The organism is Legionella steelei (assembly GCF_001468005.1).
Classification (GTDB): Bacteria; Pseudomonadota; Gammaproteobacteria; order Legionellales; family Legionellaceae; genus Legionella; species Legionella steelei.
The window spans coordinates 72,401-94,026 of the sequence record NZ_LNYY01000019.1 but is presented as its reverse complement, the minus strand read 5'-3'; the positions used below and the strand labels follow the sequence as shown (position 1 = coordinate 94,026).

The following is a 21,626-nucleotide window of genomic DNA, read 5'->3' as shown; positions in this document are numbered from 1 at the left end:
TTCTAATTGTGGGATATATGTATTATGCAAACACCGATAGAGACGCCAATTACACGATCCTTAAAGCAACAAATCGGCCATTATGATAATCGCGGTCCATTTTGTATCAGCCCAGAAGGGGAGGAACAGTTATATCGGGGTATAGAGGCCTATGAAGGTACTCGCGTTACATTAGTTGAATCATATGCAAAGAAATACGATCAAAATATTAATACTGATGCTGCATCCGATCCCCAGTTTTTTAGAAAAAAATTCATCGAGTATACGCAGAGCCATCCGTTCCCCCAATATAACGGTAATCCTCAAACACGCGAAACCCACCCTGAAGAGGCGACCATAGGTATGGAGGCATTTTTTGGTGAACAAGGGGCTGAATTATACAAGCTTGCATTAGACGAAGAGATGAATAGCAAAGAATTTAGGCAGGCTGTAGTCATCAAATCAACCACACATTTTGATGGACCAAAGTGGACCGAGCGACCGGTGGTAATCGTTGGTGGTCCCTCAGCATCTGGAAAATCTTTTGCAGCACAAGCGGCAGTGGAAAAAGCAAAAGAATTTTTAGCATCTGATTACAGTGATATGAGTGGAAATTATGTTGTCGCAGCGGATGGAGGAATTGTTCGTGAAGTATCACAAATACGTAAACTAAGCATCCAATTAGCCACTAATGCAGGGCATGCCGGCCTTGACGATTTATATAGCAAATCTAAAAAATCGATGGAAAGTATAAAAGACAATGTACGCGAGGCAGCTTTTTTAAGCAATGTAGGTATGGTGATTCCTGAAACGTTTACAGACCCGCTAAAAGGAAGAAAACTGCTAAAACAAATTGAACGTTTAGAAAATACAAAACATATTTTTACACGTGTACAAGGTCACGATGACGATAATTTTCGCAAAGTTGTGGCGTTTATGGGCTCAAGAAGAGCATGGAAAACAAAAGATTTTAATCAAGAAGAATTAGATTTGAATAAATCTGGCTTAGTCGAATCAAAAGCATATGGCAAAAGCGGATTTACTTGGGGCAAGCTGTTCTCAAAAGAAGCAGAAGATTGGTTTAGACGCTGGAGTAAAGACAAGTTGTATATGCGCATTACCAATGATCTCATTCTTTTAAAACCTGATCCCGATCCTGCTAAACCAGGAAACTGGGTTACTGCAAAGCCCGACGATGAAGGAGCACGCCTCTTCTCTGAAAAAGCTTATAAGCAATGGCAGAACTTACCATCCACCTCTCCCAAACCTGATCTTATCGACTATTGCAAGAAAAACTCTAAATCGCAAATCACAACGTCTCCGCAGCTGGACTTTCTCGTAGCACAAAAAAATGTGGAACAAAAAATTGCTTTAGGCCAAGAAAAAATCAGACAAGCAGAACAAAAAAATGCTCATGAAACAGATCCTAAAGCAAAAACTAAAAGTGAAGAACGCATTAGATGTCTTAAAACGCGGGAGGCTTTTTTAGATGGTCTTGCACATTTTACTCTACAGAATTTAGATAACTGGCATTCCATTGAACAGATGAAATCTCAGGTTTCGGATCAACTTCTTGCATTACGAATGGATCCAAACTCAAAAAAAATCCTTAGCAGAAGAACGATGAACGTTGTCAATGAATTGATACAAACACTCGATAAAGCAAGTCAAGAACTCCAAAATAATCCAACTTTTTATCAAGAAAGGGATCATACGATGTTCTTTAAAAAGAAATATAATGAAGCGGTAAAACGATTTGAAAATACGAATGAGCAAGAAGAAGAGCAAGTAGGCCCCCACTCTCCAAGCTCATGATAAATCTTGATGAGCTTCCTGTATCAAAGGAACAGGGAACACCAAGATTTTACATTTTACGTGATTTACAGCTGCTGAAGCGCATTTAATAAATTATCTATATCTGCTTCATTGTTGTAGTAATGCAAGGAAACTCTAATACCACCATCACGCTGAGTTACCCAAACATTATGGCTTTCCAGAAGTTTCATTATCTTCTCTAGCTCTTGGAAAGGACCTAATTGTATAATGCCTGAGCGATATTGCTTTTCAGTATTTGAAAGTACAGGAATATTTAATTGGCGCAATCGTTCTACTAAATAATCAGTAAGAAACATAATTCGTTCGGCAATGTTTGCAATCCCAATTTCGTCAATCAAATCAAGTGCCGCGTTAAAACCGGAAAAAATGGTCATATTATCCCAGCCTAATTCAAAAACACGAGCAGATTGATAAAACTGACAGCTTCCATCAAAGTTCATTGCAGACTGAACACTTCTCCATCCAATTAAAGCAGGTGTCAATTTTTTAAAGAGGTCTGGATGAATGTAAATAAAGGCGATTCCTTCACCACAGCCCATCCACTTATAACAAGAACAAACTAATGCATCAATTCCTTGCTTTTTAATATCGATAGGAAATGCGCCAACTCCTTGAGTTCCGTTCACAATAAAATGCGCATCTTTCTTTAATTCCTTAATTCGTTCCAAATTAAGTTTATAACCATTAGCATAATGGACATAGCTGGCTACAATTGAAGAAATTTTTTCATTTTCTTGTTGTGCAGAAACTAATTGCTCGGCAAAGTTCGCGGCTGAATCAGTCCACTTTACTGAATGTCCCGCATTTTCCCAGGGTAAAATCGATGAGGAAAAATCATTTTTTACAAGCAAAACAGAGTCTTTGCGAGGTAGCGAATGAGCTAATGCATTCATACCAAATGACACACTAGGGATAAAAGCGATGTGTTCTTTTTCTGCATTAATCAGTTTAGCAATTTTTCTCGACATGTTTCCATCAACTGAATGTTATCGCCAAAAATTCTGCCTCCATTTAAGGCTAATGATTGATAACGCTCAGTAACTGCATTAAGTGCCTGCTTTGATAAAGCGCCGCCTCCAGCTGTCATAAAATAAGTTTGCTGTGTTACAACCGGAAACATTTCTCTGTATTTTTCCCAATTTATCATTATCTTATAACCCTTCTTCACAACAATAATTTAACTCCAGCCGCTCTTTAGCTTCCTCTTCACTCATGCCGTCTAATACATAAAGAGTTCCTGCCTTAGTTTTTGCAATCCCTAATTTATTTGCTAATTGACCTGGCATAAAAACCTGGATTTGTTCAACAGTAACAGATAATTGCTGCATAATATCTGTTTTTAGTTGTTGCGTTAATGCTGAAATTTGAGCTGAATCTAAATTGTTTAATAATTCAATTCTCAACTCAATAGCACCATTTCTTGTAATAATTTGGTAATCACAGGCAATTTCATCGTTTTGGAATAAAATATTTTCAATCTCTATGGGAAAAGCTGAATTTCCTGTGGTTTTGCACTGAATTAAATCCGCAGAACGTCCCATTGCATTAATTACTGGAGTAGAATACTCGCAACCACAGCCATATTGTAATTTACAAAAATCACCTGTTTTATAACGCAACAATGGCATATGATTTTTATGGGTGTTGGTTAGCACGATGTTGCCCAACTCTCCTTCTTTCTTTATTGGCGTATTAAAATCATCCTCTAACAATTCAATAATTAAATAAGGTTTTGAAGGTAAGTGATACTGATGATTGCTGCATGATACTAAACCACCACTATCGAGCTCAGTTAAACCGTAAACTCCATGAACTGTTGCGCCCCCATACATCTTACTGATACGAGCAAACTTGGCTTTGGAGATAATTTCTCCTGTTAAAATAATTTTTTTAATTGAAGATGTTGCAGGAGCGATTCTGGGGATGTATTGTCTTGCATCAGCTGATGTTGGTGGTCATACGATACTTACCAGCTCTCGTACTGTTCATGACGAAATACAGAAAATAAGACCCGACCTTCTCGAAATATTATACCAACCTTTTTATGCAGATCGACGTGGAAATGAAGCAACGGGAACACCGCCTTATGATTTAAGCCCCATCTTTGCTATGCATGGAAATGAATTGCGTTGCCAATATCATCAGCCTTTTTATAACAATGCACAAAAAAATTCCCCGAACTACCACGTTTTACTCCGCAGCAAATTGAAGCCATGGAATTATTCGATCAGGTTTCACTACGTAAAGACATTGCCTTTGAAACAAAAGTAAAACCAGGTAGCATCATTTTTATTAACAATGAAGAAATTCTTCATGGTAGAACAACTTTTGATCATCCTCAAAATCAAACGGTTCGGCATTTATTAAGAATTTGGCTAAATACACCTGAAATTAAACATACATTCCCAAGCTTTTTGGGCTATCAAGGATAAAATAAATACAACAAGGATGTTGTATCCGTTCATCTAATTGAAAATTTTAATTGTCTTAAAATAGATATTACTTTACAATTTTTCTGCATATGATGGCTAAAAATTTTCTTCTATGGCCATTTTTTAAACATAATCATTAGGATGAAACGTGTCTACAACCAGCAAAGTCGATAATTATCAACACAAATGGTACGCTTTTATAGGAATCGCCCTGCTTTCTTTTGGGTGTTATCTCGATTATACGGTAGTAAATGTTGCCTTACCTACCATACAACAAGAATTACAAGCAAACCTCGTCTCCATGCAATGGGTAATGAATATTTACTTCTTAGCATTATGCGTTTTAGCTACGGTAATGGGGGGATTTGGTGATTTATATGGACGTCGACGTTGTTTGTATCTCGGTGGGGGAATTTTTGTCATTGCCTCGATCATTGCTGGTGTTTCTTCTCATATTCATTGGTTGGTTTTTGGTCGATTATTGCAAGGGGTAGGTGCTGCGATTATATTTCCCTTAGGCCTTTCTTTGCTGCCACAATTTTTTCCTCAAGAAGAACGAGGTAAGGCTGTAGCTTGGTTTGGAAGTATAGGTGGTATTGCTTTGGCCTTAGGCCCCCTTTTAGGTGGACTTATTGTTACATATTTAGGATGGAGATGGATTTTCTTCATCAATATTCCTATTTGCTTATTAGGATATCTGTTTTGCAGCAAATCAGTTACAGAATCGCAAACCAATTCCCAACAAGTCTCTTTAGATATAAAAGGGATGGTCTTACTGGCATTTACTATGGGCAGCATTGTACTTGGTTTAATTTATAGCCAAAGCTATGGCTGGATAGCACCAATCACTTTAACCTGTTTTGCAGTTACTTTGGTGACAAGTATTTTATTGGTCAAGGCCGAAAACAATCATCCGACCCCACTCATTGACTTTAAAGATTATTCCAATGTACTCTTTTCTGCCGGAGCTATTCTTGTCTTTTTAGCGGGTATATTAAGCGCAGTTACTTTATTTTTTGATCCACTATATTTACAAATCATCAAAGAACAGTCAGCGCAATTATCTGGCTTTGTTTTATTCGCTATTCCCGTCTCAGTATTCTTGATTGCTTTTTTTGTAGGAAAACTTATCAGTAATCTGGGATTATTGCATACTATTTTATTAGGATTGTTCTTAGCGTGCTTTGCAACACTTTTACAAGTATTCTTTACAAGTAATGCCTCAATATTTTACATCATTTTTGCATTTGTTTGTCTTGGAAGCATGTGGGCTATGGGTAATACTGTTTCAATCATTGCTGCCCAAACCGCAGTAGGTCCCGAACGCGCGAGTGTTGCAACAGGATCTATGGTTACCTTATTTAATATTGGCGGCTCTATAGGCTTATCTCTAGCCATTGTTATTTATAATTTTGTAACAAATCATTCCCTCACTTCATTATCTACATCCAATGTCAACGGGCTAAGCGAAACACAAGTTTCCAGTTTAAAAGACTTCATTGCAAATCCTACGCATTCATTACAACTTCCAGAAAATGACTTTATCCATCAATTGTTTAATAGAATATTCATGAATGGATTTACTGGAGTAATGGCATTTTTATTTATCGCTTCTCTGATTGCCTTCTCAGTGGTTTGGCGAAGTAGAAAAGCTGAAAACGAAGCGAAAGCAAATAAACTTGCCAAAGTTAAGAACAGTAGTTCTCTTGCCTAATCAGTAACCTGGTTGCTTGCGACCAGGATCAAAAACTTAGAAAAAAACTCACTTCCCGGTTGTAAACAACCGGGCTTCACGTAGTAGTCTTAGTCAAAAGTACAGGGGCTCTGAGAAAATTAGATTTGGGCGCTGATTGGATATTTATAAGATTTCCTATCCATGAAAACGATCATTTACACTGATCGGTTTTGCATGTTTCTCAATGTATTCAATGATTTTTCCAGCGATATTGATGCCAGTTGCTTTTTCTACCCCTTCAAGGCCAGGTGAAGAATTAATTTCCAAAACTAAAGGCCCATGATTCGAACGAATTAAATCAACACCAGCAACTTTTAAACTCATTGTTTTAGCAGCGCTGACCGCAATCGCACGCTCTTGTGGTGATAACTTTACCTTAACTGCCTTTCCACCTTGATGGACATTCGCACGAAACTCCCCCTCTTTTGCTTGTCGTTTCACCGCAGCAACCACCTTATCGCCTACAACAAAGCAACGAATATCAACCCCACGCGATTCCTCAATAAACTCTTGAACTAGGATATTGGCATGCATTTCTTTAAACGCATTAATGATACTTACAGCCGATTGATGACTGTCTGCTAGGATTACTCCCTTGCCTTGTGTACCTTCCAATAATTTAATGACTAAAGGTGCCCCACCGACCATGCGCACTAAATCCTCAGTGTCATCAGGAGATTGAGCAAAGCTAGTTAAGGGCATAGGAATCCCTTTACGCGCCAATAATTGTAAAGAACGGAATTTGTCTCGAGAGCGTGCGATGGCTAAAGATTCATTTAAAGCATACATGCCCATCGTTTCCATATGCCGTAAAACTGCAGTTCCATAGTACGTATTTGATGCACCAATTCTAGGAATTACCGCATCGAAATGCTGCAAAGGAGAGCCACCTCTATAATGCACCTTAGGGCAAGAGGCGGCGACATTCATGTAACAATATAATGGGTTAATAATTTTAATTTCATGACCAGCAGCCTCACCCTCTGCCTTCAGACGCTTGTGAGAGTATAAATGTGGATTAGTGGCCAATATTGCAATTTTCATGAAAAACGCGTTCCTCAACTTTTATTTTTATTATTAGGGTCCGCTTACAATTCGCTAGCTAAGTCAAAATACAGTGAATTTAGAGCATCGAAACACAGCATACACGAAGTATGCGAGTAGCGAAGTACATAAAATCACAGCGTTTTGGCCATGATAGTAGAATCGTAAATAGACTCTAGAAGTTCCATGCTAAAAATTTATTTACAACAGACTCGTATAAATAAGACTAGTCTAAAAAATGTAAAAATCACATTGGAGTTAAAAAATATATTTATAAAAATATCCTCAATTAGGAAACTAATAATAAATAATCTTTTGCCAATAAATCTGCATGATGCGGAGTGGTAAAAAATGCATTCAGTTCACCGTTAGGATTAAATAGCATTAAAGCGCCACTATGCTGAATATCATAATTTGTTGCATCATTACTTCCCTTTTCAATTACCTTCGCATAAGCAATACCCATTTCTCGAGTCATTGATTTAATGGACTCTTCGTCGCCACGTGCCCCATAAAAATTAGGATGGAATGAAGTCACATAAGCACGTAATTTCTCAGGAGTATCACGTTCTGGATCAATAGAAATCATTACGATCCGGGGTAAATTCTTCACACCCTTGTCTTCAAGGGTACGATACATTTTAGCTAATTCTGCCATTGTCGTTGGACAAACATAACCGCAGTTTGTGAAACCAAAAAACATTAAAGTCCATTTTCCTTTTAAGCTTTTATTATCGAATGATTTCTCATCAACGCCTTCTAAGCTGAAGCGATTCACTGTTCTTGGATTTTCAAGGTATGTACCATGAAAGGTAGACACATCGATTTTTTTCTTAAAGTGGAAATGTTGACCGACAAAAATCCCTGAAAATAGTCCTGCAAGAGCCAACAAAACAACAACGGTAAAGGTAACACTTTTAGCCTTTAAACTCATTTTATCCCCCTTAATAGGAACGGACAGGAAATAAGTCTCACCACTCGCTGTTCAATATCTATCTGAATTGCGGTGTGGGACTTATTTCATACACATTCCTTATAAATAATGATCGAACAATAAAAAAACAAACAACAACATCAAATAAACAATTGAAAATCTAAATGTTTGCATTGCAACTACAGGCTTATCAGTACGATATAACTTGTGAGACCAAAATAAAAATCGTCCTCCAAGTACTAAAGCACCGATTAAATAAAACAAACCACTCATCCCGATAACAAAAGGTAAAACACTTACTACCAATAATAAAATGGTATACAAATAAACACTTAATTTAGTAAATGCGATACCATGAGTCACCGGTAACATAGGAATTTCTGCGTCTTGGTACTCTTCATAGCGATAGATAGCCAAAGCCCAGAAATGGGGTGGTGTCCAAATAAAAATAATTAACACCAACAATAACGCTTGAGGATCCAGTTGATTGGTCACCGCCGTCCAGCCCAGTAATGGTGGAGCAGCTCCTGCCAATCCGCCGATAACGATGTTTTGTGACGTAGCTCTTTTTAAATAACCTGTATAAATACCTGCATAGCCAATCAATGTAACAAACGTCAGTATGGCAGTTAATTGATTCACAAAAACAACCAAAATGGTCAAGCCTAAGACTCCCATGATAAAAGCAAACAACATGGCCTGACGCACTGAAACTTGGCCACTGGCAACAGGTCGCTTTTTAGTCCTAGCCATGATGGCATCAATTCGCTTATCCACTAAATGATTAATTGCAGCAGCACTTCCTGCACACAATCCAATACCAAGTAAAGAAAAAAATAATAATGATAAGCTAACCCAACCTGGTGTTGCCAAGTACATGCCAACAACCACAGTCAACAACATAAGCAATACAACACGAGGCTTACATAACTCAAGATAATCACGCCAAGCAGCTGACGAGGGTTGAACTACATGATCAACGTGCATCATTTTGCCCCTTACGTGTAAAATGAAGTGTACTAAATGCTGTTGCCAATAATAGAGCTGCAACTCCATTATGGGCGACTGCTACACTGATTGGGAGTAGATAAACTACATTCAGGATACCTAAAGTAAATTGAACTAATATACATAGGAAAATCAACGCAGCAGCTGTTTTGAGATAATTGAAACGACTTCGCAACATAATCAATAAAGAAAGTGCCAGCATATATAGCGCAGTGATTACAGCCCCTAATCGATGAATCCATTGAATTGTTACCCGTACATCATGATCTAACAAACCACCTTGATAATTAGCCCCCACTGGTGCAAATAAATTAAATCCTTGTGCAAAATGTAAATCAGGCAACCATTCTCCATTGCACTGAGGAAAACCAATACATGAGATCCCCGCATAATTTGAACTGACCCAACCACCCAAAGCGATTTGCAGGAAAACAATAATTACCCCTAGACGCAACCAAGGACGCCATTGTGGCAAGTCCTGTCCGCTCAATGAGCTGATTTGCAAGCGAAAACGGCTTAAACAGGCGACAATCAGCATCCCACCTAAAAGATGCCCCATAACTACCACCGGTAATAACTTTAAAGTTACGGTCCACATTCCCAAAGCCGCTTGAAAAAAAACCAATACAAGTAATGCAGCAGGTAAATGCCAAGGCATCAAATAATCGCCACGTAAACGTTTGCGTAGCGCATAAAAAGCAATAAAAAAGATCAATAAAGCTAAAGAACCCGCGACATAACGATGAGCCATTTCGGTCCAAGCCTTTCTAGACTCGATAGGAATTTGGGGATATTGAGTCTGAGCTGCTTTCAATTTTTCCTTAGCGCTTGGAAGAACCATCTGCCCATAACAACCAGGCCAATCAGGGCAACCTAAGCCTGCATCAGTCAAACGTGTGTAGGCACCCAACATCACCACTAATAAAGATAAAAGCACAGTAAATGATACTACATATCGTAATAATTTATTCTGCATCAGATTAATCACTCTTGTTTTCTGTTGTATTTAGTAACAACTTCAAATCTTTATATACATCTTCAGGATTAACCTGAGGTGCATAACTGAGAATTAAATAATTACCCGGATCAGCTATAAATACTTGCGCTTGTGAAAGTAAAGTATCTTTTGCAGTAAGCTCAGCCGCAGATAATTTCGCCACTTTAAAATCTATATCCTTTAAAAAGGATTGTTGTTCCTGCGATAAAGGGGGTGCTTTATCACTGATAAGAAGCCATTGATCGACCTGGTATAACTTACGCCCCAATGCCAGGCGAATTCGAGCCAAGACATCCAATTGTTTCATACATACCTGGTCACAAGTCTCTGGACTCCAAAAAACGATACGCCACTTAGACTTTCCCTCCAAAGTATCTAATAATACTGGGGGATTCAGTAAGGTCCCTTTATTGATCCGTGCAGAGCCCAACCAGGAAGGATGCTGGAAAAACACATAAGCAGTTATCCCAGGTGTGGCGAATATTACAACTAACAACAATAAAATATAATATTTACTGGATTGTTTTCTCATTTTTTTTCTTCAGATTTAATGCTACAAATATAATTAGTATCACCAATGCCATAACAAACCACTGCATAGCATAAGCTAAATGCCGCTGCGGAGGCATGGAGACCGTCTCCCATTCACGCACAAATCCATTTGTATCTTGCTTGTCGAGGCGAATAATAAACGGAGAGACTGATTTTTGCAAAATTTGGCTGATCAATTGATCATCCACACGCTCCAAAATGGTTATTTTATTCCCTTTTTCTTCCGAAACAGGCCCTAAAACCCATTGCTTTTTACTCGGAAAATATGCCGTACCCTGTAATTCCATGACTCCTTTAGGAATTTGGATATTCGGGAGAACACGACGTGTCAGCTCACCAGGAACCCACCCTCGATCAACAATGACAATAGTGCCATCAGATAATTCCAAGGGAGATAGTACATCGTAACCAAATTGATGTTTGTGATGCTGATTATCCAATAAGAATATTTGCGGCAAATACTCCCCTTCCAAGATGATGCGTTCATATTGTAACGGCAGCTTTTCCTTTGTATTCCAAAGGATTGGTTTTTGCTTTTCTTGTGCCTTTTGTGCAAGAATCATTTTTGTTTTTTCATCTGCACGATAAATCTGCCAAAAACCAAGGCGTACAAACAAAGAAAAAAATAAGATAGCAAGAATGAACATCGGCCAACTTGGGGTGAAACGAAATTTAAAACAGGTTAAACTAGGCATCATTATTTAATTGTTCAAATGTTAGTCATAATCAGACGGCAATTTCAGGAGTATAACAAATGATCACTAAAATTATCATCATCTTTGCCATGATTATCATCGCAGCTTCTTTAGCAAGTGGTCTTATCTTTCTTATTCGTGACTCCGGTAACTCCAAACGGACTATTAAAGCCTTAACCATAAGAATAAGTATTTCAGTGAGTTTATTTATATTTTTATTAATTGCTTTTAAACTGGGTTTAATTAAGCCACATGGCATTTAATGTGTAGCTACTCACCATGGTTGAGAGCATGGCGCTGAATAGTTACATTAATTTTAAGGGTATAATTATGCGTATATTATTAATTAGTTTCTTATTCTTTTGTCACTGCATACATGCCGACACCATAAAGAACTATATGAATATTGCTGATAATATTCCGCAGATGGAGGTTAAAGCCGATCCTCAAGCACAAGCGTGGGCTAGGTCCGCCCGTCATGTTTTGACAATAACCTGTGAAAGTATTGCTGAAACAATGATTCAGGCGAATGAAATCGCAAAAAATCATGGAACGCCTATTTTTTGCCTCCCCCCAAGCGTACAACTTAATGCACCTACTCTTTGTGGGCTGATTCAGCAAACTTATAAAGAAATCTCAAGCCAGCAAAGCGACAAAGACGCCATGACCGTATCGCAAATAGCCTGGTTAGGTGCAAGCAAACAATACCCATGCCAACAAAATACCGCAGCCAAAAATGAAATGCTTCATGTTTCTGCTGCGTTAGGACAACCATCTGCAGCACAGCCACCAGTAACGCAACCATCAACAGAGCAACCAGCAACAGCCCAACATTAGTCTTTCAGGGAAATTCTAAACCCGGATTTTGTATACATCTAGATGATGGATCATTAACACATACCTGGTCATCCTTGTATGTGTTAGGTAATCTCGTTGACAAAAATAGCTCAATAAAACGTAGCAACTGTCTTAAATTTTATTTCAAGACAGTTGCTACACTTGCTACATCGCTGAAGCATAACAAAAGATAATGTAAGTTGATGCTAAGCGCAGCAATTTATTTACTAAACTCTTCAAAAGCCTCTAAAGCTTCTGCGGCATACATTAGAGATGGGCCACCACCCATGTATACAGCCATACCTAGCGTTTCTAAAAACTCTTCTCGGGTTGCTTGTAATTTAATTAATGCTTGTGCATGAAATCCGATACAACCATCACATTGTTTGGCAACAGCCAAAGCCATAGCAATTAATTCTTTAGTTTTTTTATCGAGTACGCCGTCTTTAGATGCTGCCTGCGCTAGAGCTGAAAATCCAGACATTACTTCTGGCATTTCCTTACGCATTTTCGCTAATTGAGTACTGATGTCTTTGGTGACTTGAGAATATTTATCTGACATTTAAAAGCTCCTTTTTGTAACCACTCATTCTCGTTTATCTTTATGCAAGTAAATGATTTAATTGAGCGATTTATTAATAATTACGCCAAGAAGGCATATGATTATTTTGAACCGGCTCCCGTAAAGATAGATTTTACGAGACAACGTTCGTTTAGCGATACATAAGACCTAAAAATGTCTTGTATCTCGAACCCTCGTTAATTTACAGCATTAGCTTATTGAGAAAAAGATTCTCGATCAAGAAACAGCACGATTTAGTGTTTCTTTCGCTAAAGTTAGGCGACGCACCACCTCACCTAGCTCTGCTTTTAAATGTAAAATTGCACTGGGATTATGATTATGCCTTAGATGTTCTAAAGCTTTAGTCATTGCTTGTTGTTGTTCTTCTAAGGTTTTAATTTCTAACTCAAGGTCATTTATCCATTGCCGCCTGGTACTTAGCATCTTAATGCCAAATACTGGTTTTTCCTCAGGCTTAGCCTTACCTTGATGCATTTGACATAACACAACTAAAACATTAATTTTTCGTCTGATTCGTTCCGCCAAATAAAAAGCACTACGCTTATTTTTTTGCGCACCTAAGGCGTGGATATCTGCTTTAATTTCTGCAATACATGCAGCACCACCATTTAGCCCTGAATCGGTACGAAATAACCCTTTGGGCAAACGCTGGCTCGAAAAAAATGAGCCAAGCTCGCTAATCTTCCATTCCAATTCAGGTAATCTTGCCATTAACTGGCTTAATAATTCATTAGATTCTGCTGGGATATCCATCATACTTTTTGTCTATAAATGCCTTCCGCGTACACAGGAGAATCTTTAATCTGGAACAGCCTCCAATACTGCTGTTTTTCCGCGCGACCAAGTGCTTATAAACGGTGGTAAACACATGAGAATTAAGCCACAAATTAATGTTAACTCATAACGTGCCATACTACCTACATTGATGCCGTCTGGTGGAATAAAACTTACTGCCAAGGTAGCACATACACCAATAATACCTACCCCTGCAACAAATAGCATGCCGAACATGCCTCCAGGGATCGCAAAAGGCCGGTGATGATGAGGTTCAGCAAACCGCAATTTAATTGCAGCGGCAAACATAATGAAATACATCAACATATACAATTGCGCTGCTAAAGCAGTTAATAACCAATAAGAGCCATTCACACTAGGCATAAACAAGAATAATCCTGATAATACGGTAACAATGCTCGCCTGCGTGTACAGCATAACAACCGGGGCACCTTGTGCGTTCGTACGTTGGAAATATTCGGGCAAATTTCCATCTTCAGCAGCAACCAGCAATCCTTTTGTGGGAGCAATTATCCAATTACTCACGCCTCCAAGCCCTCCCAAAACCAGCATTACAGCAACTACAGGCATCATCCAATATAAATGATAGCTAGAGAAAAATGCCTCGAATGCTTGCATAATGCCAGCAACTAAATTGATGTCTTTTCCTGGTAAAACAATCGCAATGGCTAAAGATCCAAGGATTAAAGTACTTAAAATAATTCCTACTGAATAGATTAAAACTTTGGGAAAAGCATGCTGTGGGTTATGTACATCGTTAGCATGAACTGTCGCAATTTCAATGCCACAAAAAGACATAATGATCGCCGTTAAGGAAACCCACATGGATTTATCTGATAAATGCGGCACGATACTCGGAATATCAAACTGAATCTGTAAGGGATTCCCTTGAGTAATCCACACAGCTCCTAGACCAATAATGAGAGACATAGGCAACAATAAACCTGCAAGAGAGCAAAGATTACTAAATGCCGCAGATGATTTCATCCCGCGCAGATTCAATATCGTCGCGCCCCAAAATGCACTCACGATGACCGACCATAAAAAATAAGGATTACTTGTTAACTCAGGATTAATTAAATAGCCAATAGTTCCGGCGACAAAAGATAAAATCGTTGGATACCAAATTACGTTTTCTATCCACTGCAACCAAATGGCTAAGAAACCTGCTTTTTTACCGAAAGCCTGTTTTACCCAAATATAAATCCCACCCTGTCGTGGCCATCCCGAAGCCAGCTCTGCGGAAACCAACGCGGTAGGGATTAGAAAAAATAAAGCACCTAAAACGAAATAAAAAATTAACTGACTACCGAATAAGGCTGTAGCAGGCAAATTGCGTATGCTGTCTACAGAACCAACTGTTATCATCGTCAGACTGAAAATTGTCAGTGAGTGTTTTTTCTCGATCATCGCATTCCTTCAGTGCAGTTTTTGGGCTTGAAGAAGCTTAATTATATAAAAATTAGCTTAAGGAACCCTTAATAATAGGGTAATAATTAAACAAAATGTTCCTTAATTCCATTTAATCACCCGCAGATTCTTAATACGCTCTGTAAAATAACATGATTTAATCAGAAAATCTCTGCCTTTTTTCCTGTCGTTGTGCACAAAATCACTCGCGCCCGCAAGAGATGTGGACACGATCAAAAATCCCTTTATAAAAAAAATCGTATGAATTTGGCTTATAGCAAACTGGAGCATTCCAGAAAAAAACAGTTGGTACCTTATCGTTGGCATCTTTAGCTTGCGTTGAATGGTTTAACTGCTTTTTCTAGGATCATAGTCTGGGCAGTTTCATAACATACTCTCTCTGTGCTATAGTTCCTATTTTTTTCGGGCAACATATTATGTTTGAAACCTTAACCGAACGTTTGACTCGCACCTTTAAAAATTTACGAGGACAGGGTCGATTAACTGAAGAAAATGTACAACACGCTCTGCGTGAGGTCAGGCTTTCACTGCTTGAAGCAGACGTTGCCTTACCTGTTATTAAAGAATTTATTGAACAAGTAAAACAAAAGGCTTTAGGGCAGGAAGTCTTAACTGAATTAAATCCTGATCAAGCCTTTATTAAAATTGTCCATGATGAATTAATCCATATTATGGGCGATGAACGCGCTGAACTTAATTTTAAAACCCAACCCCCTGCAGTATTTTTAATGGCAGGATTGCAAGGGTCAGGTAAAACAACCAGCACTGCAAAATTAGCCCGTTACTTGAAAGAGTCTGAGAATAAAAAAGTAATGGTAGCCAGCGTCGACGTTTATCGACCTGCGGCAATCCAACAACTTAAAGTATTAGCGGAGCAAATAGGGGTTGCCTTTTTCCCATCCGAAGCCAATGAACAGCCGCTTGCCATTGCCAAAAAAGCGTTGGATACAGCCAAGAAACAATATATGGATGTTTTGCTGATTGATACGGCAGGCCGATTGCATATTGATGCCGATATGATGGATGAAATTAAAAGCTTGCACAAAGAGATTACGCCTATTGAAACGCTGTTTGTTGTCGACAGCATGACAGGGCAAGATGCGGCAAATACAGCAAAAGCTTTTCATGAAGCCCTACCATTAACCGGGGTCATTTTAACCAAAACGGATGGTGACGCACGAGGTGGAGCCGCGCTTTCTGTAAAGCAAATTACTGGACAACCTATTAAATTTATTGGTAGTGGTGAAAAAGTAGAAGCTTTGGAGCCGTTTCATCCTGAGCGAATTGCCTCAAGAATTCTTGGCATGGGAGATATTCTCACGCTGATTGAAGAAGTTGAGCGTAAAGCAGACAAACAAGCGAGTGAAAAGCTCGCTAAGAAACTGAAAAAGGGTAAAAGCTTTGATCTAGAAGACTTTAAACAACAGCTCCTACAAATGAACAATATGGGTGGTGTTGCCGGGATGATGAGCAAGCTTCCTGGTGTCAGTCAAATGATGCCTCAACAGGCAATGCAACAAGTCGGTGATAAAGCCATGGCCCAAACCATTGCCATTATTAATTCCATGACCCCCAAAGAACGTCGTATCCCCAAGCTTATTGTGGGTTCACGTAAAAAGCGCATTGCTTTGGGCTCAGGGACACAAATACAGGATGTGAATAAGTTATTAAAACAATTTGAACAAATGCAAAAAATGATGAAAAAATTTACCAAACCCGGTGGAATGCAAAAAATGATGCGTGGACTCGGTGGAATGGCTGGTTTAAAAGGCATATTACCCGATGATTTTAAATAATTCACAAGAATTACTTCACATGCTGAATTAATTTTCGTACAATACACGGCATTTTTACGTAACCACTCTTAAAGTAGAGGAAAACAATGGTCGTTATACGTTTATCAAGAGGTGGCGCTAAAAAGCGTCCGTTTTATCATATGGTCGTTACTGACAGCCGCAAGCGCCGTGACGGTAGCTATATTGAGCGCATTGGTTATTTTAACCCTATAGCTCGTGGGCAAGAAGTACGTCTGCACATTGATGCAGAAAAATTAAGCCACTGGCAAAAAGTAGGCGCACAGTTGTCTGATCGCGTAAGCGCTTTAGTCAAAGAGTTTAATAAAAAAGGCGAAGCTGCTTAATAACGTGAATAATCAGGAAAACTGGATAGTCATTGCCCGTTTTGGGCGGCCACATGGTGTTAAAGGTTTTGTTACGGTTCACTCCTTTACAGAACCTCGTGATAATGTCCTGAAGTATGCAAATTGGCATGCCTTTATCAACAATAAATGGCAGCCAATGAAGTTATTGCGTGCTGAAGTACAAAATAAATCCATCATTGTCCAAATTGAAGGTTATCCTGAACGCGAATCAGTAGCTTACCTAACTAATATAGAAATTGCGATTCAACGGGGGCAATTAGCAACACTAGAACCTGGTGAATATTATTGGCATCAGCTTATAGGTATGAAAGTGATTAACCAACAAGGCGAGCCTTTTGGAAATGTCACTGAAATAATTCCTACGGGTGCAAATGATGTGTTGGTTGTAGAAGGTAATAAAAGACATTTAATACCTTATTTACTTGGCCAATTTATATTAGATATAGATTCGAAACAGCAGATAATTACTGTTGATTGGGATATGGATTTTTAAGTGGTACTTCATCTCGGAGTAATCAGCTTAATACCAGAAATACTTAATGCCTTGAAGTATGGCATTACGGGCAGAGCAATTGAGCAAGAGTTGGTCAAAATTGATCACTGGAATCCAAGAGATTGGTCCTCCAGGCCTTACAGGCAAGTCGATGATAAGCCTTATGGTGGCGGCCCGGGAATGGTGATGATGTATGAGCCCTTAAAAGGGGCAATAATGCAGGCACGAAGTCAAATGCCAAGTCATTGCAAAACGATTTACCTGAGTCCTCAAGGTAAGGTAATTCGGCAAAATGACTTAAATAAAGTGGCACATGACAAACAACCCCTGCTTTTTATTGCCGGGCGATATGAAGGAATTGATGAGCGTATCCTTCAACACTATGTTGATGAAGAATGGTCTCTTGGAGATTTTGTTTTAAGTGGTGGTGAGCTGGCTGCTACGGTATTTATCGATGCAATTGTTCGTTTAATACCAGGGAGTCTAGGGCATCTTGGTTCAGCGGAACAAGATTCATTTATGAATGGTTTACTGGATTGCCCTCATTATACTCGACCAGCAACCGTTGACGGGTTAGAGGTACCACCCGTTTTATTAGGTGGTAATCACAGAGATATAGAACTGTGGCGAAGAAAGCAATCTCTGGGTAAAACCTGGCTTAAACGTCCAGATTTACTTGAAAAAATACAGTTAAGTGAAACAGACAAGCAATTGCTTGCTGAGTTTATGTATGAACACGGTGATTCCTAAAGGATGAACCAATTTGAGGAGTAGTCCATGACTAATATTATTGATCAACTGAATGCTGAGCAAATGCAAGGCAAAGAAATCCCAGATTTCAACCCAGGTGATACTGTTTTGGTTCAAGTGAAAGTAATTGAAGGTACCCGTGAGCGTTTACAGGCTTTTGAAGGTGTTGTTATAGCAAAACGTAATCGTGGTTTGAACTCTGCATTCACTGTTCGTAAAATTTCTCACGGTGTTGGGGTTGAGCGTGTATTCCAAACTTACAGTCCAATTGTTGATAGCATTACCGTAAAAAGACGTGGTGATGTACGTCGCGCTAAACTTTATTACCTCCGTAATCTAGCTGGTCGTGCAGCACGTATCAAAGAAAAGTTAACCGGTAAAAAAGCGGATTAATAGTTACTTCCTGGACAAATCCAATCATCCCCGTGCAAACGGGGTTTTTTTTATGAGCAAGAAAGTTTACTTTAATAGGTAAGCGTTCATGACCACTCATCCTTGTAAGTGCAGGCTGGACTGTTAAGCCCAGCGTTTGCTGAGTTAACTCCTCTCTTCAAAAATGTCCATTATGAAAACCATCACTGTAATTTCAATGAACAAGTAACTTATCCATGGTGTTCACTGAGTTTTCGGCAAACGTGCATGACTAAAATCATGGCTGCTGTTTAGCCTATAGCCACAATGATTATAGGAGGTGACTTAATGATAAATAGCACAAATAAACTAGATGCGGTTAAAATTGATGCTCTACTGAGAATTCATCCTTGTTGTTTTGATTCTTCATCCACTTGAAACGGAATCGACAACCATTTGTCTTGGCTTTTTTTGCTAAAAGTCTCAAATGTAATATTTACTCATATTGATTAAGGTTCACTTAATAAAATCCCCATAGAATGCGGACAACACATTATAACAGGCCATTTCAATAGTACCCCTCCAAAACGCTGCTTCGTGAGACAGCGGTCACCTCGCGTTTAATTTGTGTGGAAGTGGTGGTTATAAAATTGATGCTAAAGACAATTCTTATCCTATACCGATAATTTTTATGCTCAGCGTTGGAATTCCTAGAATAGGTCAATTGAACGAGGAAACGAATAATGAAGACCCAAGTTAGAGCCATTCAACCAAACACAGCAGCTGGTGATTTTTCTTTAGTCATTAACCGATTAAAAACGAAACAATGTTTTATCGCGAAGAAAAATTTTGACAAATATAAAGCTTGTGGTCAGCAATTAAATAAAGCGCGTACTTTAAATGAATTATGCTTGGTATTAAACACTCTTTTGGATAAAGATTTATATCCTGATACTGTAATTATTAATATATTAATCAAAAAATTAGCTCAACTAAAACAAATAGCTCATGCCGATGCGGTTTATGCGATAAGCATCACAAATAACCTGGCTAATGTAGTGACCCATAACAGCATGATTGATGCGACAGGCAAAAATGGCCGTATTGATTTAGCCTTGCAGGCTTATTATCAAGCCACCGACCCCGAGCATTATGTGGCTAATGTGGTGACCCATAGCAGCATGATTGATGTGGCAGGAAAAAATGGCCGGATTGATTTAGCCCTGCAGGCTTATCATCAGGCAATCGACCCCGAGCATTATGTGGCTAATGTGGTGACCCATAACAGCATGATTGATGCAGCAGGCAAAAATGGCCGGATTGATTTAGCCCTGCAGGCTTATCATCAAGCAACCGACCCCGCACATGATGTAGCTAATGTGGTGACCCACAGCAGCATGATTGATGCGGCAGGCAAAAATGGTCGGATCGATTTAGCCCTGCAGGCTTATCATCAAGCCACCGACCCCAAGCATGATGTGGCTGATGTAGTGCCCCATAACATCATGATTGATGCGGCAGGCAAAAATGGCCGGATCGATTTAGCTCTTAAGGCTTATCATCAGGCAACCGACCCCGAGCATTATGTGGCTGATGTGGTGACCCATAGCAGCATGATTGATGCGGCAGGCAGAAATGGCCGCCTCGATTTAGCCCTGCAGGCTTATCAGAAGGCCACCGACCCCGAGCATTATATGGCTAATGTGGTGACCCATAGCAACATGATTGAGGCAGCAGGCAAAAATGGCCGCCTTGATTTAGCCCTACGGGCTTATCAGAAGGCAACCGACCCCAAGCATTATGTGGCTGATGTGGTGACCCATAACTGCATGATTGATGTGCTGTTTATGAATAATCAAATCAATCAAGCAAAAGCTATTTATGATAATCATGCCAAACAGCCTCTAATACGAAAAGCTGATGGGATCTATGAAATAGATTTACATGGTTTAAATTATGGAGTAACCCATATTGCCCTCAGTGAATTTATTGACATGACTCCCAAGCCCCTGAACATAAGAATCATTTATGGCAAAGGTTTGCATAGCAAAACGGATGCAGAAATACACCCCATCAAAAGTGCCACTCAGGATGTCATCAAGAACTGCTTGCAAAATTATGATGTGGTATTGCAGGAAGAGACACATAATTTCGGAGTAGCTCATCTTTCTATTACAACAAAAGCAACCCTCAAGAGCACAAGTCATCCCAATACATTGTCTGCAGATAAGGGCAGCTTGGCGGTACCCACTCCAGAAAAGCCCAATACATTCTTATCATCCAGCATGCTAAAGCCAAGCTCACAGGAATTCATACCCCGCGGGAACAATTCATTTTTGTTGTTTTCGCCTGGTCAAAATACTCAGACTCCACAGGCAACATCGCCTAAATTAAGTTCCGAAATGAGCAGAGCAAAACCTTAGTCTCGAGCTAACTTTCTTTTGAGCTCCAATAAAAAAACTTCCAAATTGTGAGGTTTCTGCAGGTTTGCAGAAACCATGAGTTACTTTCATTCCTGTAGCAAGCGTAGGTCAGCCCCTGAGGGATCGACCTACGCTTGCTATGTTCTTTATAGATGTAGAGGCACTCGCTGGGTTTCCTTTAGCATTGGGGCAGAGCCTCTTCATAAATGAGAAGGCCGGCCCCTATTATCGTGATATAGGAGGTATCAGAAAAATCTTTTTGCACGAGGGAAAAATTTGACTTTCTCGTTCCAACAGCCTGAGGCATCGATTTTGTGGACATCCTCTTATATCAAAACTATTTATGTTGAAAAAGCTGATTTATATCTGGCTCCACTTCAACAATATTATCTGAACTACTGATAGTTTTTCCTTTATTCTTAGCCTTTTCTTTGTCTTCTGAGTTCTTTAAACTTTTTTCTTCATCCAAAACTCGTTTGGAGGTATCTAAAAAAGACCATTTTTTTGAAGCATCGCTAGGATTCTTTGCTCCATTAGCATTTTTCGACATCATGTTAGCTCCTTGTGAATAAATTATGAACATTAAATCA

25 protein-coding genes are annotated in these 21,626 nt (G+C 39.1%); 12 read left to right on the top strand and 13 right to left on the bottom strand.

The features are described 5' to 3' along the window. Positions 1-24 precede the first annotated feature (24 nt). Complete coding sequence (locus Lste_RS04650) at positions 25-1,794, top strand: hypothetical protein (RefSeq protein WP_058509912.1); 1,770 nt, start codon at positions 25-27, stop codon at positions 1,792-1,794. Between the two features lie 65 nt (positions 1,795-1,859). On the opposite strand, the gene Lste_RS04645 is transcribed toward Lste_RS04650, so the two are convergent. From Lste_RS04645 to Lste_RS04635, 3 genes are read right to left on the bottom strand one after another with little or no spacing between them, the layout of a single operon-like run. Further along, complete coding sequence (locus tag Lste_RS04645; protein WP_058509911.1) at positions 1,860-2,783, bottom strand: aminotransferase class V-fold PLP-dependent enzyme; 924 nt, start codon at positions 2,781-2,783, stop codon at positions 1,860-1,862. Beyond that, positions 2,759-2,962 carry a hypothetical protein gene (locus Lste_RS04640; RefSeq protein ID WP_058509910.1) on the bottom strand — a complete coding sequence of 68 codons (204 nt, stop codon included), beginning with the start codon at positions 2,960-2,962 and terminating at the stop codon, positions 2,759-2,761. The genes Lste_RS04645 and Lste_RS04640 overlap by 25 nt, the downstream gene beginning before the upstream one ends. 4 nt (positions 2,963-2,966) lie before the next feature. Beyond that, complete coding sequence (locus tag Lste_RS04635; RefSeq protein ID WP_058509909.1) at positions 2,967-3,647, bottom strand: phenylacetate--CoA ligase family protein; 681 nt, start codon at positions 3,645-3,647, stop codon at positions 2,967-2,969. Positions 3,648-3,666: 19 nt separating this feature from the next. Here Lste_RS04635 and Lste_RS19095 point away from each other — a divergent pair, with 19 nt between their 5' ends. The 3 genes from Lste_RS19095 (at position 3,667) to Lste_RS04625 (ending at position 5,961) form a co-directional block, all read left to right on the top strand. Beyond that, complete coding sequence (locus Lste_RS19095; RefSeq protein WP_157070703.1) at positions 3,667-4,086, top strand: TauD/TfdA family dioxygenase; 420 nt, start codon at positions 3,667-3,669, stop codon at positions 4,084-4,086. Then, entirely contained in the window at positions 4,029-4,247 is a 219-nt protein-coding gene (locus tag Lste_RS19795) for a TauD/TfdA family dioxygenase (RefSeq protein WP_058509908.1), read from the top strand. The genes Lste_RS19095 and Lste_RS19795 overlap by 58 nt, the downstream gene beginning before the upstream one ends. Positions 4,248-4,395: 148 nt before the next feature. After that, positions 4,396-5,961: an MFS transporter gene (locus tag Lste_RS04625; protein WP_058509907.1), complete on the top strand. Its 1,566-nt coding sequence runs from the start codon at positions 4,396-4,398 to the stop codon at positions 5,959-5,961. Positions 5,962-6,117: 156 nt separating this feature from the next. Here Lste_RS04625 and rimK read toward each other — a convergent pair whose 3' ends face one another. From rimK to Lste_RS04595, 6 genes are all read right to left on the bottom strand, one after another. Then, entirely contained in the window at positions 6,118-7,026 is a 909-nt protein-coding gene (gene rimK / locus Lste_RS04620) for a 30S ribosomal protein S6--L-glutamate ligase (RefSeq protein WP_058509906.1), read from the bottom strand. A 289-nt stretch (positions 7,027-7,315) separates the two neighbouring features. Continuing rightward, the gene (locus Lste_RS04615) at positions 7,316-7,960 is read right to left on the bottom strand and encodes an SCO family protein (RefSeq protein ID WP_058509905.1); all 645 of its coding nucleotides are present in this window, start codon (positions 7,958-7,960) and stop codon (positions 7,316-7,318) included. 99 nt (positions 7,961-8,059) lie between these two features. Beyond that, on the bottom strand, positions 8,060-8,947 hold the full coding sequence (gene cyoE / locus Lste_RS04610; RefSeq protein ID WP_058509904.1) for a heme o synthase: 888 nt from the start codon (positions 8,945-8,947) through the stop codon (positions 8,060-8,062). After that, positions 8,937-9,944, bottom strand: coding sequence for a COX15/CtaA family protein (locus Lste_RS04605; protein WP_193393385.1), 1,008 nt, complete (start codon positions 9,942-9,944; stop codon positions 8,937-8,939). Before Lste_RS04605 ends, cyoE begins: the two co-directional genes overlap by 11 nt. Positions 9,945-9,948: 4 nt before the next feature. Further along, entirely contained in the window at positions 9,949-10,497 is a 549-nt protein-coding gene (locus Lste_RS04600) for a hypothetical protein (RefSeq protein ID WP_058509902.1), read from the bottom strand. After that, positions 10,478-11,212, bottom strand: coding sequence for an SURF1 family protein (locus Lste_RS04595; protein WP_193393412.1), 735 nt, complete (start codon positions 11,210-11,212; stop codon positions 10,478-10,480). The genes Lste_RS04600 and Lste_RS04595 overlap by 20 nt, the downstream gene beginning before the upstream one ends. 59 nt (positions 11,213-11,271) lie before the next feature. Here Lste_RS04595 and Lste_RS04590 point away from each other — a divergent pair, with 59 nt between their 5' ends. Next, positions 11,272-11,475, top strand: coding sequence for a twin transmembrane helix small protein (locus Lste_RS04590; protein WP_058477128.1), 204 nt, complete (start codon positions 11,272-11,274; stop codon positions 11,473-11,475). Positions 11,476-11,542: 67 nt separating this feature from the next. Further along, positions 11,543-12,049 (top strand): phosphatase, encoded by a 507-nt coding sequence (locus Lste_RS04585; RefSeq protein ID WP_193393384.1) that lies wholly within the window; start codon positions 11,543-11,545, stop codon positions 12,047-12,049. A gap of 220 nt (positions 12,050-12,269) precedes the next feature. Here Lste_RS04585 and Lste_RS04580 read toward each other — a convergent pair whose 3' ends face one another. The 3 genes from Lste_RS04580 to Lste_RS04570 form a co-directional block, all read right to left on the bottom strand. After that, positions 12,270-12,611, bottom strand: a complete 342-nt coding sequence (locus Lste_RS04580; protein ID WP_058509899.1) for a carboxymuconolactone decarboxylase family protein — start codon at positions 12,609-12,611, stop codon at positions 12,270-12,272. Positions 12,612-12,848: 237 nt separating this feature from the next. Next, positions 12,849-13,388 (bottom strand): hypothetical protein, encoded by a 540-nt coding sequence (locus tag Lste_RS04575; RefSeq protein WP_058509898.1) that lies wholly within the window; start codon positions 13,386-13,388, stop codon positions 12,849-12,851. Between the two features lie 42 nt (positions 13,389-13,430). Then, positions 13,431-14,837: an APC family permease gene (locus tag Lste_RS04570; protein WP_058509897.1), complete on the bottom strand. Its 1,407-nt coding sequence runs from the start codon at positions 14,835-14,837 to the stop codon at positions 13,431-13,433. A gap of 437 nt (positions 14,838-15,274) precedes the next feature. Between Lste_RS04570 and ffh the strand changes: the two genes are divergently transcribed. The 6 genes from ffh to Lste_RS04540 all read left to right on the top strand — a co-directional run bounded on the left by ffh (position 15,275) and on the right by Lste_RS04540 (position 21,036). Further along, a complete protein-coding gene (gene ffh / locus Lste_RS04565; RefSeq protein WP_058509896.1) occupies positions 15,275-16,654 on the top strand; it encodes a signal recognition particle protein in 1,380 nt (459 codons plus the stop codon). A gap of 86 nt (positions 16,655-16,740) precedes the next feature. Continuing rightward, positions 16,741-16,998: a 30S ribosomal protein S16 gene (gene rpsP / locus Lste_RS04560; RefSeq protein ID WP_058509895.1), complete on the top strand. Its 258-nt coding sequence runs from the start codon at positions 16,741-16,743 to the stop codon at positions 16,996-16,998. Between the two features lie 4 nt (positions 16,999-17,002). Then, positions 17,003-17,512 (top strand): ribosome maturation factor RimM, encoded by a 510-nt coding sequence (gene rimM / locus Lste_RS04555; protein ID WP_058509894.1) that lies wholly within the window; start codon positions 17,003-17,005, stop codon positions 17,510-17,512. Then, on the top strand, positions 17,513-18,262 hold the full coding sequence (gene trmD, locus Lste_RS04550; RefSeq protein WP_058509893.1) for a tRNA (guanosine(37)-N1)-methyltransferase TrmD: 750 nt from the start codon (positions 17,513-17,515) through the stop codon (positions 18,260-18,262). A gap of 27 nt (positions 18,263-18,289) precedes the next feature. Continuing rightward, a complete protein-coding gene (gene rplS, locus Lste_RS04545) occupies positions 18,290-18,655 on the top strand; it encodes a 50S ribosomal protein L19 (protein ID WP_058509892.1) in 366 nt (121 codons plus the stop codon). Positions 18,656-19,356: 701 nt separating this feature from the next. Further along, on the top strand, positions 19,357-21,036 hold the full coding sequence (locus Lste_RS04540) for a hypothetical protein (RefSeq protein ID WP_058509891.1): 1,680 nt from the start codon (positions 19,357-19,359) through the stop codon (positions 21,034-21,036). A gap of 337 nt (positions 21,037-21,373) precedes the next feature. Here Lste_RS04540 and Lste_RS04535 read toward each other — a convergent pair whose 3' ends face one another. Further along, positions 21,374-21,589, bottom strand: coding sequence for a hypothetical protein (locus Lste_RS04535; RefSeq protein WP_058509890.1), 216 nt, complete (start codon positions 21,587-21,589; stop codon positions 21,374-21,376). Positions 21,590-21,626 lie beyond the last annotated feature (37 nt).